The sequence below is a fragment of the Bradyrhizobium sp. CCBAU 11434 genome, assembly GCF_028128895.1.
Lineage (GTDB): Bacteria > Pseudomonadota > Alphaproteobacteria > Rhizobiales > Xanthobacteraceae > Bradyrhizobium > Bradyrhizobium zhengyangense.
The window spans coordinates 90279-103446 of the sequence record NZ_LBJX01000092.1; the positions used below are offsets into that span (position 1 = coordinate 90279).

At 64.4% G+C, this 13168-nt stretch carries 12 protein-coding genes; 8 read left to right on the plus strand and 4 right to left on the minus strand.

Annotated features, from left to right (window positions below; genetic code table 11):
• Nucleotides 1-73: 73 nt before the first annotated feature.
• The 4 genes from XI06_RS23460 to XI06_RS23475 are packed head-to-tail and all read right to left on the minus strand — an operon-like array spanning nt 74 to nt 3437.
• Nucleotides 74-889 (minus strand): heavy metal-binding domain-containing protein, encoded by an 816-nt coding sequence (locus tag XI06_RS23460; RefSeq protein WP_237861493.1) that lies wholly within the window; start codon nt 887-889, stop codon nt 74-76.
• Between the two features lies 1 nt (nt 890).
• Nucleotides 891-1814 (minus strand): heavy metal-binding domain-containing protein, encoded by a 924-nt coding sequence (locus XI06_RS23465; protein ID WP_237873515.1) that lies wholly within the window; start codon nt 1812-1814, stop codon nt 891-893.
• A gap of 1 nt (nt 1815) precedes the next feature.
• The gene (locus XI06_RS23470; protein ID WP_237873513.1) at nt 1816-2199 is read right to left on the minus strand and encodes a hypothetical protein; all 384 of its coding nucleotides are present in this window, start codon (nt 2197-2199) and stop codon (nt 1816-1818) included.
• On the minus strand, nt 2196-3437 hold the full coding sequence (locus tag XI06_RS23475; RefSeq protein WP_237861496.1) for a toxic anion resistance protein: 1242 nt from the start codon (nt 3435-3437) through the stop codon (nt 2196-2198). The genes XI06_RS23470 and XI06_RS23475 overlap by 4 nt, the downstream gene beginning before the upstream one ends.
• Before the next feature lie 602 nt (nt 3438-4039).
• Here XI06_RS23475 and XI06_RS23480 point away from each other — a divergent pair.
• The 8 genes from XI06_RS23480 (at nt 4040) to XI06_RS23515 (ending at nt 13164) form a co-directional block, all read left to right on the plus strand.
• Nucleotides 4040-5197, plus strand: coding sequence for a thiolase domain-containing protein (locus XI06_RS23480; RefSeq protein ID WP_237861497.1), 1158 nt, complete (start codon nt 4040-4042; stop codon nt 5195-5197).
• A complete protein-coding gene (locus XI06_RS23485) occupies nt 5197-5586 on the plus strand; it encodes a Zn-ribbon domain-containing OB-fold protein (RefSeq protein ID WP_237861498.1) in 390 nt (129 codons plus the stop codon). Before XI06_RS23480 ends, XI06_RS23485 begins: the two co-directional genes overlap by 1 nt.
• A 142-nt stretch (nt 5587-5728) precedes the next feature.
• A complete protein-coding gene (locus XI06_RS23490; RefSeq protein ID WP_271606604.1) occupies nt 5729-6589 on the plus strand; it encodes a MaoC family dehydratase in 861 nt (286 codons plus the stop codon).
• Between the two features lie 122 nt (nt 6590-6711).
• Nucleotides 6712-7590 carry an SDR family oxidoreductase gene (locus XI06_RS23495; protein ID WP_237861500.1) on the plus strand — a complete coding sequence of 293 codons (879 nt, stop codon included), beginning with the start codon at nt 6712-6714 and terminating at the stop codon, nt 7588-7590.
• Between the two features lie 27 nt (nt 7591-7617).
• Nucleotides 7618-8571, plus strand: a complete 954-nt coding sequence (locus tag XI06_RS23500) for a dihydrodipicolinate synthase family protein (RefSeq protein ID WP_014494558.1) — start codon at nt 7618-7620, stop codon at nt 8569-8571.
• Nucleotides 8572-8575: 4 nt separating this feature from the next.
• Entirely contained in the window at nt 8576-9391 is an 816-nt protein-coding gene (locus XI06_RS23505; RefSeq protein ID WP_271606605.1) for an NUDIX hydrolase, read from the plus strand.
• An 80-nt stretch (nt 9392-9471) separates the two neighbouring features.
• Nucleotides 9472-10386, plus strand: a complete 915-nt coding sequence (locus XI06_RS23510) for a DMT family transporter (RefSeq protein WP_237861502.1) — start codon at nt 9472-9474, stop codon at nt 10384-10386.
• A 90-nt stretch (nt 10387-10476) separates the two neighbouring features.
• A complete protein-coding gene (locus tag XI06_RS23515) occupies nt 10477-13164 on the plus strand; it encodes a PAS domain S-box protein (protein ID WP_237861503.1) in 2688 nt (895 codons plus the stop codon).
• The last annotated feature ends 4 nt before the right edge of the window (nt 13165-13168 follow it).

Here is a 13168-nt window from a genome sequence, read left to right on the forward strand (position 1 = left end):
AAAGACGTGGGCACGCTTCGCTTTGCCCACCCTACGGATCGGCGTTCCGATATCGCGTGCGACCGATCGCGCCCTAGTCGTTCACCGACAGCACCATCATCGGATCGGCGATCTTCTCCGGCGCGATTTCCTGGTCGAGCGGCAGCACGGCGGTTCCGATCGCAAAGAACTCGATCACATGGGTCTGCCAGCCATGGCTGCCTTCGTGGATATCGACCCCGACGACGCCTTCGGCATGAGCCGCCTCGGCCTCGTACTGCATCCGGTCGATGGCAATCTCCCGCGCCTCGTACATGGCCGAGGTATAGTTCTCGAGCTCGACGTTTTGCCCGATGCTGCCAAGGCCCGCCAGAATGCCGCGATGGGCGACGTGATAGACGCAGCTTCCCATCACCATCTCGACCGGACGATAGCCGGAATGCAGCAGCGACCAGAAATCCTGCCCCGACAGGTCGGAGGTGAAGGGGCCGCCGTCATGGGCGCGGAATCCGGGATGGCCTTCGCCATGCACGACGCCGGTGCCGATGGCGATGAACTCGAGCAGATGTTCGTCCCACTCCAGCCGCTTGATCGTCAGCTTCACGCCGACGATGCCGTCTGCCCCCATGGCGGTGGCTTCTGCCCGCATTCGGCTCATTGCCAGCTCGCGCGCGTGATACATCGCCTTGGAGAGGACATCGAGCTCCTGGTTCTTGCTCCAGCTGCGGTACTGAATGCCGACATGGTAGACGCAGCTGCCAACGCACAAGCCGATCGGCTCGAAGCCGGCCTTGCGCACCAGCAAGAACTCATTGACCGAAAAATCGGAGGTGAACACGCCGGTCGAATGCGCCGAGCTGCGCAAACCCTTGAGGCGGTCCCTGGCGTGCGCCGGCATCTCGTCGGTCATGTCAAATGGCTCCCTCGGACTCATTGGACTGGTAGGATTGGTGATGTGGCGTAGTGCCGACCAATGGCGTGCGGCCGTCATGCATGTCCACGACCATGCGCACCTCATGAAGAATCGTGGCACCGCGCCTGGCGTCGACGGTCGTCGCCACGACGATGTGGCGGGCGAGATACTGCTTTCGATCGTTCTGGCCTTCGCGCTCGAACATCTCGCTGAAATTGAGATGCGCCAGCACGCCGTTGCCCTGGGGGCGCGCATTGGTTCGCAGCTCCTGATGAGCCCGCTGGCGAACGTGCTGCCAGAGCTCGCTCAGCCGCGTGGACTCGATGTTGCCCGCCCACGTCAGATTCGTGTTGTTGAGCCAGTCGTTGAGCCATTCATAGTAGGCGCCGATCGCGAGGCCCGTCGGCACCACGTCGGCTTCGAGCAACTTGACGAACTCGAGGGCAGGGACGGTGGCGACGATCGGGTCATCGCTTGGCGGCAATCCCTCGACGCGGACCGCGGTGCCAGTCAGGGTGAAATCCATGCTGTTGTCGATGCCGAGCGGGATCGTCCGCATCTTGACATCGAGAACTGCGTTGGCGCCGGCGGTCCATGCCTCTTCCTTCAACCGGCGCAGGGCCGTGTGCCAGCCCTCGGCGTGACCCTCGGTCCACGACCAGCCGTAATGCAGCCAGCAGGTCGCCGAGATCGCCGCGATCGGGCGCAACCCATGTGATCGCGCGATCAACAGCTCGGCCGGCGTCAGCGTGGCGGTCCAGGGCCGGCGTCCGCTGCGTACGCCCTCCAGCCGCTCCTTGATGACCTTCGGCACCTCGCGCCTTTGCAGGGAGTCCTGGATGTCGGCGATGCGTTCGTCGTGGGCGGCACGCCGGGCGAGGGTCTCGGCATCCGGCTGCTTGAAGATGTCGAAAATGCCCATCTCAGCCCGCCATGAAATCGCCGAGCGATCCGCTCAGAGCCCGCGCGTAGTCGCTGGCCTTCCGGGTTTCCTCGGCCAGCCGCGCGAACCATTCGGCGGGGTCGACGCTCTTGGTGTTGAGCACGACGCCGTGAACCACCATGGCGATGCTAGCCTTGAGCCGGCCGCCGTCGATCTCCAGGTTGTATCGCTTTTCGCCGAGCTCGACCGAGACGCCCCTGGTCTTCACACTGCGCGAAAAAAGCCCACGGCTTTCGTGGACCGTCACAAGTTCTGGCAGGGCTTCCTTGAGCCTGAGTGCGAAGGCGCGGAGATTGCTCTCGGCGTCCGACTTGAACCTGCGCAGCCACGCGGCCTGGATGTCGAAATTGAGGTTGTCGGTCACCGCTGCACCGCCGCGGCGTTGACGCCCTGCATGCCCTGCACCAGGCGGTCGCGGATCGCCGTCAGCTTGGCCTCGCGTTCGCGGTCGCCCGAGGCGACCTCGCGCTCGATCGCGATGACCTCGTGCATGGTCTGGATCGCCTCGTCCGCGACCTGCGCCAGCACGTCGATGTTGCGCTGATCGCCACCCAGGCTGCGGGCGGCGCTGGTCGCGGCGTCATGCGCGCCCTTCGAGGCCAGGATGGTGATTTGCCGTGCCGCTTCATCCAGCTTCTCGGATTCGGAAGCGGCCCTCGCAATATCGACTTGCACCACCGCCTGGCTTGCCACCGCCATCAGGCGCGGGATCACCACCAGCATCCCGTTCGATATCTTCATGAGCCGGGTCTCGGCGGCTTTCTTGTTCTGTCCGATGATCGGGATCAACATCGCGGATGCCACGAGATTTTCCCGCATCTCGGCGATCTTGCCGCGGAAGTTCGCGACCGCCGAACGAAACTCCATCACGTCGGCGGCATCAGTCGCATCGCCGGTTCCGACCGCATGCTGCCGCAGCGTTTCCAGCTCGGCCTGACCGCGGTCGAGCGCGAGTTGGCCGGCTGCGATCTCGATCTTCAGGTCGTTGAGACTTTGCCGCACTGCCAGCGCCTGCTGGTCGAGCAGCTGGACTGCAATCGTCAGGTCCGCCTTGGTCTTGCGCGCCTTGGCCTGTTCGGCATCCATCAAGTCGAGGAACTTCTTGCGGTTCTCCAGGAAGCCGCTGAACGCAGTGCGAGCATCGGCTACGGCGCCGATCAATTTGCCGAGCAGCCCTTTGCGTGTGACCGGCTGATCGCCTCTTGCTTCGGCTTGTAGGTCCTGGATCCGTAGGATGTTCACGCCGTCAATCACACTCGCGGCAATTCGTCCGACCTCGCCGGCATCCTCGAGCCGGACGCCCGTCAACAATTGCCGCGATGTCTGGGCGATGGCGGCGAGTGCTCCATCGCCGTGCGCCAATAGGGTGGTGGTGTTCCGGAAATCCACCTTCGCGGCCGAGGTTTGGGCGGCCGTCAAATCCGCGGCGCTGAGATTGGCGATCTCGACAAGCCGTTCAGGCGCCGGTTCCGGCATCAACCGCGGGTCCGTCGTGGTCAAAGGCTGCGGGACTGGGGCGACGGCCGGCACCTGTCCCGGCGATGAGTCGAGATTGTCAAAGACGGAGAGATCGAGAGGCGCGGCTGGCTTGCTATCGGGCATTCTTAGCTCCACCGATCGCTCCGTGTCTCCCGGCCAGGCGAACGGAGCGGCTTCTGACGCTGCAACATAAACGTGTCGTGGGCGGCCGTATAGCGCCCAAGGATAGGGGTTCCGACCGGCCGCTGAACATGCTTGCTCGTCCGTTAGCGTCTTCCGGGCAGATTCGTTTGAACAGAAAGGCCCGTCGTGTTCGTTAGTAGGACGGACGCGGGAATTGGTTCGACCGTACCGATGGGTTCGAGACCTGAAAGAATCCCGTTCCCGCGATTTTCCGGAAACTGGCACAGGGGGCGCCTGCCTTCGTGGCGTTTCGATTTTCTGTTCGAAATCAGTCGGCGTTCTACTGTGCATGGGGTTGTTTTCGGCCAGCAGGTTCGTTTTCGATAAAACGAAAAATTGCTTGTGCCGTCGGGCAAAACATCTTTAGGATTTCGCTCAGCCTTTCGTGCTCCGGCCGCAAGCGCATCCGGGACACGACAGCCTCACCGCATTTGCGCCAATCCGCCGCCCTCTCGCCCGACGGAATATTTCCGCGCTTGCCAACAGGGCATCAGCGGTCCAGAAAAAAGAGCCAAGAAGAAACGCGAGCGGAGACCTCTGTTTTGACCATCAAGGGCAAGGCCTACATTGCCGGGATCTACGAACACCCGACCCGGCATGCGCCGGACAAATCCACCGCCCAGCTTCACGCCGAGGTCGCCAAGGGCGCGATCGAGGATGCCGGGATCAGCAAGGACGATGTCGACGGCTATTTCTGCGCGGGCGATGCGCCCGGCGGCGCCTGGCCGATGGTCGATTATCTCGGCCTCAACACCAAGAAGCTGCGTCATGTCGATTCCACCGAGACCGGTGGCTGCTCCTACATCATCCATCTCGGCCATGCCGCCGAAGCCATCGCCGCGGGCAAATGCTCGATCGCGCTGATCACGCTGGCCGGCAAGCCGCGCACCGGCGTGATGCCGCCGCGTGCGGCCGGCGCCGAGGTCGATTTTGAATCTGCTTACGGCGCGACCACGCACAATGCCTATGGCATGTGTGCCATGCGCCATATGCACGACTATGGCACCACCAGCGAGCAACTCGCCTGGATCAAGGTCGCGGCCTCGCACCATGCGCAATATAATCCGCATGCGATGCTCAAGGACGTCGTCACCGTCGAGGACGTCTTGAACTCGCCGATGATCTCCGATCCGCTGCATCGCATGGATTGCTGCGTCGTCTCCGACGGCGGCGGCGCGTTGATCGTGACGACGCCGGAGATTGCCAAGAGCTTGAAGAAGCCGCTGGTGCGCTTGATCGGCCATGGCGAGGCGATGAAGGGGCCGCGCGGCGGCAAGGATCTCGACCTCACTTACTCAGCCGGTGTGTGGTCCGGCCCGCGCGCGTTCGAGGAAGCCGGCATCGCGCCGAAGGACATCAAATACGCCTCGATCTATGACAGCTTCACCATCACGGTGCTGATGCAGCTCGAGGACCTCGGCTTCTGCAAGAAGGGCGAGGGCGGCAAGTTCGTCGCCGACGGCAATCTGATCTCGGGCGTCGGCAAGCTGCCGTTCAACACCGACGGCGGCGGCCTCTGCAGCAACCATCCGGTCAACCGCGGCGGCATGACCAAGATCATCGAGGCGGTCAGACAGCTGCGCGGCGAGGCGCATCCGAAGGTGCAGGTGAAAAATTGCGATCTCGCCATCGCGCACGGCACAGGTGGCCTTTTGGGCGTTCGCCACGCTGCCTCGACCGCCATTCTGGAGCGCGTGTGATGAGTGAAGTGAAGAAATATCCGGCCCCAGTGACCAATCCGGAGACTGCAGCGTTCTGGGACGCAGCCAAGCAGGGCAAGTTCATGATCAAGCGCTGCTCCGCGTGCGGCGAGGCGCATTACTTCCCGCGCTCGATCTGCCCGTTCTGCTATTCCGACAAGACGGTGTGGGAGGAGGCCTCGGGCGAGGGCACGATCTATACCTGGAGCCTGATGCGGAAGTCGCCGACCGGTCCTTACGCCATCGGCTACGTCACGCTGAAGGAGGGGCCTTCGGTGCAGACCAACTTCGTCGACTGCGATTTGGAGAAGTTGAAGATCGGCCAGAAGGTGAAGGTGGTGTTCAAGCCGACGGACGGGGCGCCACTGCCGTTCTTTACGGTGGCCTAGGGCGGTCCTCATCCTGAGGAGCTTGCGAAGCAAGTGTCTCGAAGGATGGCCACGACAAGAAAGCGTTTCGGGCATCCTCATGGTTCGAGACGGCGCAAGAGCGCCTCCTCACCATGAGGATGAGAACGAGAGGAAACAAAACATGTCCGCTAGATATGAAGAACTCAAGGGCCTGAAAAACCTCGGCCAGAAATATGCCTACGGTGATCGCGAGGTCATGCTCTACGCCTACGGCATCGGCCTCGGCGCAGACCCGATGGACGAGAGCGAGCTCGCCTTCGTCAACGAGGGCACGTTCACGCCGCGGCCACTGAAGGTGGTGCCGACCTTTGCTTCCGTCGCCGCCTGGGGCTCGGGCCCCGGCGAGATGAACCTCAACCGCGTCATGGTTGTCGATGGTGAGCGCGACATCACCTTTCATCAGCCACTGCCGGTGGCCGCTAACATCACCGCCGATTCCTCCGTGCTCGAGGTCTACGACAAGGGCAAGGACAAGGGTGTCGTCATCAGCCATCAGACCGTTCTCAAGAACGAGAAGGGCGAGAAGCTGGCAACGCTCGTCGCCTCGCGCTTCGCTCGCGGCGATGGCGGCTTTGGCGGGCCGAACCTGACCCAGCCCGATCCGCACAAGATCCCCTCGCGCGCGCCCGACAAGACCATCGACATCGTCACGCGCCCGGACCAGGCGCTGGTCTACCGCCTCTGCGGCGATCGCAACCCGCTGCATTCGGATCCCGAGTTCGCCAGGAAGGCCGGCTTCCCGCGTCCGATCCTGCACGGCATGTGCACCTACGGCATCACCTGCCGCGGCGTGCTCCAGACCTATGCCGATTACGACGCGTCAGCGTTCCGCCAGCATGTCGCGCGGTTCTCCTCACCGGTCTTTCCCGGCGAGACCGTGACTATGGACCTCTGGAAGGACGGCAACACGATCTCGTTCGAAGCCAAGGTGAAGTCGCGCGGGGTGACGGTGATCAAGAACGGCAAGACGGTGCTGGGTTAGCCCTCGCTGTCATTCCGGGGCGCGCAAAGCGCGAACCCGGAATCTCGTTCTACAGGCTCTGGATTCCGGGTTCAGCCTGCGCGCTTCCCCGGAATGACAACAAAAAACAGGGAGAAGCCACCATGGGACTACTCGATGGCAAGGTTGCGCTGATTACCGGCGCGGGCGGCGGGCTCGGTGAGGCCTACGCAAAACTGTTCGCGCGGGAAGGGGCCGCGGTCGTAGTCAACGACCTCGGCGGGCCCCGTGACGGCTCCGGTGCCGACAAATCGATGGCGCAGCTTGTGGTGGACGCGATCAAGGCCGAGGGCGGCAAGGCGGTCGCGAACGGCGCCGACATCTCCACCATGGAAGGTGGCCAGTCGGTGTTCGACGACGCCATCAAGCATTTCGGACGCGCCGATATCCTGGTCAACAATGCCGGCATCCTGCGCGACCAGACCTTTCACAAGGCCAGTGAGGCCGATTGGGACAAGGTCATCAAGGTGCACTTGAAAGGCACCTTTTGTTGCACCATGCCGGTGTTTCGCTGGATGCGGGAAAATGGCGGTGGCGTCATCGTCAACACCTCCTCGACCTCGGGTCTGATCGGCAATTTCGGCCAGACCAATTACGGCGCGGCCAAGGGCGGCATCTGGGGCCTGTCCAACGTGCTGGCGATCGAGGGCCGCAAGTACAACATCCGGATCTGGACGCTGGCGCCGGGCGCCCTGACCCGCATGACCGCAGACCTGCCCCGCTATAAGGAGAACCCAGGTGCGGCGCTGGGGCCGGACGGCATCGCACCGGCCGTGCTATACATGGTCAGCGATCTGTCGGGTGACCAGACCGGCAAGGTGCTGGGCGTGTCCGGGCCCCGCGGCGTACGCGAGATGCGGATGATGGAAATGGAAGGCTGGAAACCGCCGCATGCGGGGTGGAATGCCCAGGACATCGTCGATCATGCCAAGGAGATCTTCTTCTCCGAGGAGCAGATCAAGATGGGCGCGCGGCGGTTTTAGCCACACGACAGAGAGACAAGGACGACGATGAAACTCACCGCCGACGCCAAGGGCACCTTCGCAATCGCGCCGACACCTTTCCACGACGACGGCCGGATCGACGAGCGCTCGATCGACCGCCTGACCGATTTCTACGAGGAGGTCGGCTGCGACGGCGTCACGGTGCTGGGCATCCTCGGCGAGGCGCCGAAGCTCGATGCCGCCGAGGCCGAGCAGGTGGCAGTGCGCTACGTCAAGCGCGCCAAGAAGATGCAGGTGATCGTCGGCGTCTCCGCGCCGGGCTTTGCCACGATGCGCTCGCTGGCGAGGGCCTCGATGGATGCAGGCGCAGCCGGCGTCATGATCGCGCCGCCGCCGAGCTTGCGCACTGACGACCAGATCGTTGGTTATTTCAAGCAGGCAGCCGAGGCGATCGGCCCCGATGTGCCCTGGGTGCTCCAGGACTATCCGCTGACGCTCACGGTGGTGTTCACCCCCGCCGTGATCCGCAAGATCGTCATGGACAATCCGAACTGCGTGATGCTCAAGCATGAGGACTGGCCGGGCCTGGAGAAGATCTCGACGCTGCGCGGCTTCCAGAAGGACGGCTCACTCCGTCCGCTCTCGATCCTCTGCGGCAATGGCGGCACCTTCCTCGACTTCGAGATGGAGCGCGGCGCCGACGGCGCCATGACCGGCTATGCTTTCCCCGAGCTTCTGATCGATGTCGTCAACCTCTCCAAGGCGGGCAAGCGCGACGCCGCGCATGACCTGTTCGACGCGCATCTGCCGCTGATCCGCTACGAGCAGCAGCCCGGTGTCGGGCTGACCGTGCGCAAGTACGTGTTGCAGAAGCGCGGCATCATCGCCTCCAGCGCCCAGCGCAAGCCGGGCGCGACGATGACGGCGACCGCGAAGGCCGAGGTCGATTACCTCTTGTCGCGCGTCGCCCGTTTCGACAAGCGCGCCAATCTCGGCCCGCAATCCAGCGCCGCAGGTTAGTTGAATGCCCGAGACATCAGCATCACGCCCGGCCTCGACGATCCTCCTGCTGCGCGACGGCGCCAAGGCCGACGGCGAGGGCCGCGGCGAGGTCGAGATCTTCATGATGGTCCGCCATCATCAGATCGAGTTCAACTCGGGCGCACTGGTGTTTCCGGGCGGCAGCGTCGATGCGGGCGACAATGAGATCGTCGCTCGCGCCGATCTTTATTCGGGCGGCGAGGGCCTCAGCGAAGCCGACCGCGGCTTTCGGATCGCCGCGATCCGCGAGACGTTTGAGGAGAGCGGCATCCTGCTTGCGCGTGCGAAGGGCTCGAACGCACCTGTTGACGCCAAGCGCGCCGGCGAGATCGCCGACGCACATCGCGTCGCGCTCAACGAGCACAAGATCAGCTTCCTCAGCATTTTGGCCGACAACGGTCTCCAGCTCGCACTCGATACGCTCGTGCCTTATGCGCACTGGATCACGCCGGAGGGCATGCCGAAGCGCTTCGACACCTGGTTCTTCCTTGCGGCCGCACCGCCCGACCAGCTCGGCGCGCATGACGGGAGGGAGTCGACCGACTCGATCTGGCTCTCAGCGCGCGAGGCGGTGGAGGGCGGCGACAGCGGCCGCTTCAAGCTGCCGTTCCCGACCACGCGCAATCTGATCCGGCTCGCCAAGCAGCCGAGCGTGAGGGCCGCGCTCGATCATGCCAAGGGGATGTCGATCGTCACGGTGATGCCGGTGATGACCAAGACCGACACCGGTCGCCAGCTCCGCATTCCCCGCGAGGCCGGCTATGACGGCGAGGTGTTCGAGGTCGGAGCGGTCGGCTAAGACACTTCGATACCGAACGAAGTATTGGCGGCGGCTGATGCGCTAGGTTCCGTCCATCGCGAATGGACGGGACGGATCAGATGGACGTCAGACAGGACACCAACATCGCCGTCGAGCTGGCGCTGTTGGTCGCGCTCGCAACGCTCTGGGGTGGCTCCTACACCTTCATCAAGCTCGGCGTCGCCACCATCCCGCCGGTGACGCTGATCGCCGCCCGCACGACGGTCGCGGGCCTGTTGCTGCTCGCGGTCATGTGGGCGAGGGGCATCAGCATGCCGACGGATGCCGCGACCTGGCAGCGCTTCGCGTTCCAGGCCGTGCTCAACAGCGTCATCCCATGGACCCTGATCGCCTGGGGCGAGCGCCACGTCGATGCCGCGCTTGCCACTATCCTCAATTCGGCCGGCCCCATCTTCACCTTCCTGCTCACCGCAATGGTCACGCGCCATGAGGCCACGACGCCGCGAAAGCTGTTCGGCGTGGTGGCGGGTATGGCCGGCATCCTACTGATCGTCGGCGTCGATGCGTTCCGCGAGATCGGCAGCGGCCTCCTCGCGGAAGCGGCGATCGTCGCCGCCACCATCTGCTACGCCTGCGCCGCGATCTTCGGCCGGAGCTTCAAGGGCCTCGATCCGATGGCACCCGCCGCCGGCTCGCTGCTGGCGGGCGCGGCCGTGCTGATCCCGGCCTCGCTCGTGCTCGAGCAGCCCTGGACGCTGTCGCCCTCGCTCAGCTCCGTCCTCGCGCTGTTGGCACTTGCGGTGTTCTCGACCGCAGCCGCGTTCGCGATCTATTTCCGGCTGATCCAGACGCTCGGCTCGGTCGGCACCACCGCACAGGCCTACTTGCGCGTCCCCATCGGGGTCGCCATCAGCGTCGCCTTCCTCGGCGAGATCCTGAGCCGGACCGCCTGGATTGGCTTGGCTAGCGTCGTCCTCGGCGTCGCCGCCATGACGATCCCGGCCCGGCGGGCAGCTGTCGCTAAACCATCATGAAAAACAGCCCGTTCCGGCCCGTGGAGGCATGTTCCCCCGGAGGGGCGATACAGCGTATATTAGGAGGGTATGGAGTCCGGTTCCGCCCCAATGTCCGCCGAAACGCCACCGAATCCGCCGCCGAAGCGATCGTTTTCGCTTTCGATCGGCCAGATGACGTATGGCAGCTTCATCCTGGTGCTGGCGGTGATCATCGTCACCTCGACCGCCAGCGTGATCGCAATCCGGCACATCGACGCCACCTTCGCCGAGCTCCAGCGGCTGCAAAGCGTCGGCGATCTCGCCGAAGATATCGACCGCCGCATGAACGATTTGCGGCTCGCCGCGCGTGACTTCGTCACCGATCCCGGCGCCGGCATCCAGTTCAAGCAGGTCGGCGAGGCCGCGTCGACCCTGAGCGACATCCTCAAGAAGACCCGCATCGAGCTTGCCCCCGAACAGCAGGACATGATCGACGGCGTCTCCGAGCGGCTTGCGACCTATCGCAGCGGGCTGGATCGGATATCGACCCTGATCGATCGCCGCGCGCAACTGCTTGCCGGGCTGCCTCCGCTGCGCGACCAGTTCGACGCGGCGGTCTCCGAAAGCGGGGATCGTGATCTCGCCGCGCGCCTTTCGGAGGCCCAGAGCCGGATCGCGCTTGGATTGCTCGCGCGCAATCCCTCCGCGGCCGAACAGGCCGCGCAGGGCATGCGGAGGATGGACATTGCCGATGGCAAGCTGAAGGCGGCGGTGAACAATTACGCCGATGCCATCATCGCGGTCGCGGTGCGCGAACGGCAGATCGCCGATATCGACCGCGAGGTGCTGGGCACCGAGGGCCGGCTGATCGGCCGTGTCACCGAATTGCTGCGCGACGTCAGCGACCGCCGCGGCCATGTGCTGTCGCGCGACTTTGCCCGGACGCTAGCCGAGGCGCGTTGGCAGAGCATCGTGCTCGGCAGCATGGGCGTGTTGATTGGCATCCTCGCCGCCGTCTTCGTGGTGGGGCGGACGGTGCGGCCGCTGGCCCAGATCGCACGCTCCATTCGCGCGCTTGCGGCCGGCGAGAAAAGGACCTCGATTCCCTCGGCTGATCTCAACAATGAGATCGGCGACATCGCACGCGCCGCGGAGGTGTTTCGTCGCGCGCTGGAGGAGGCCGATACCGCGCGCGAGGCGGCGGTGCGCGCGCTTACCGAGCAGCGGCTGGCCGAGGAGAGCTATCGCAAGCTGTTCGAGGGCTCGGTCGACGGCATCTACGTGACGACGCCGGCCGGCGATCTTCTCAATGCCAATCCGGCGCTGGCGCGGATGATGGGCTATGACAGCCCGCAACACCTGATCGACAGCATCAACGACATCGCCCACACCATCTATGTCGATCCCGAGGCGCGCGCGGAATACCAGCGGTTGATGCATCGCGACGGCATGGTGCGCGAGTTCGAGTATCAGGTGCGCCAGCGCAGCGGCAACATCCTCTGGCTCTCCGACAGCGCGACCGGTGTGCGGGACGAGCAGGGCACGATCGTCCGCTACGAGGGCACGCTGCGCGACATTACCGACCAGAAGCGGGCGGAGGATGCCATCGCCGAAGGCCGGCGCCTGTTGCAGCAGGTCATCGACACCGTGCCCGCGGTCATCAACGTCAAGGACCGCGATCTCCGCTACGTGCTGATGAACCGCTACATGGCCGGCATCTTCGGTATCGAACCCGGCGACGCGCTCGGCCGCACAACCGCCGATCTGATGTCGCGCTATGGCGCGGCCAAGACCGACGAGAACGACAAGCGCGTGCTCAGCCAGCGCAAGGGTCTCGGCTTCTACGAGGAGGAATACAAGGACGCCTCCGGCAACATGCGGCAATGGCTGGTCAACAAGCTGCCGCTGCTCGATGCCGAGGGCGAGATCGAGCGGATTGTCACCGTGGCGCTCGACATCGGCGAACGCAAGCGCGGCGAGCAGGAGATGCGCAAGGCCAAGGACGCCGCCGAAACCGCGCTGCGCAATCTGCGCGAGACCCAGGCCTCGCTGATCGAGGCGGAAAAGCTGGCCGCCCTCGGACGCCTCGTCGCCGGTGTCGCACACGAGGTCAACAATCCCGTCGGCATCAGCCTGACGGTCGCCTCGGCGCTCGAGCGCAAGACCGCCATGTTCAGCGCCGAGGTCGAGCGCGGCGAGCTTCGCCGATCCACGCTCAATGACTATCTCAGCACCAGTCGCGATGCGTCCTCGCAGCTCGTCTCCAACCTGAACCGTGCGGCCGAGCTGATCCAGTCATTCAAGCAGGTCGCGGCCGACCGCAACTATTCGGACCAGCGCAGCTTCGACCTTGCCGACCTCACCGAGCAGGTGGTGATGAGCCTGCGTCCGGGCCTGCGCAAGCAGAACCTGACGCTCAACGTCGAGTGCCAGCCCAATCTGACCATGAACAGCTATCCCGGCCCGTACGGCCAGGTGCTGACCAATCTATTCCTGAATTCGGTCGCGCACGCCTTTCCCGACGGGCGGCCCGGGATCATCGACATCCAGGTGCGCGAGTCCGGCAAGGACAATGTCGAGGTCATCGTGTCTGACAATGGCTGTGGCATGAGCCTCGACGTGCGGCGCCGCGCCTTCGATCCGTTTTTCACGACGCGGCGCGACCAGGGCGGTACCGGTCTCGGATTGCACATCGTCTACAGCATCGTCACCAACCGGCTCGGCGGCCGGCTCGATCTCGATTCCGAGCCTGGCAGTGGTACGCGTATCCAGATGATCCTGCCGCGTACCGCACCGCTGGAGCAGGCTGCCGAATAAATCT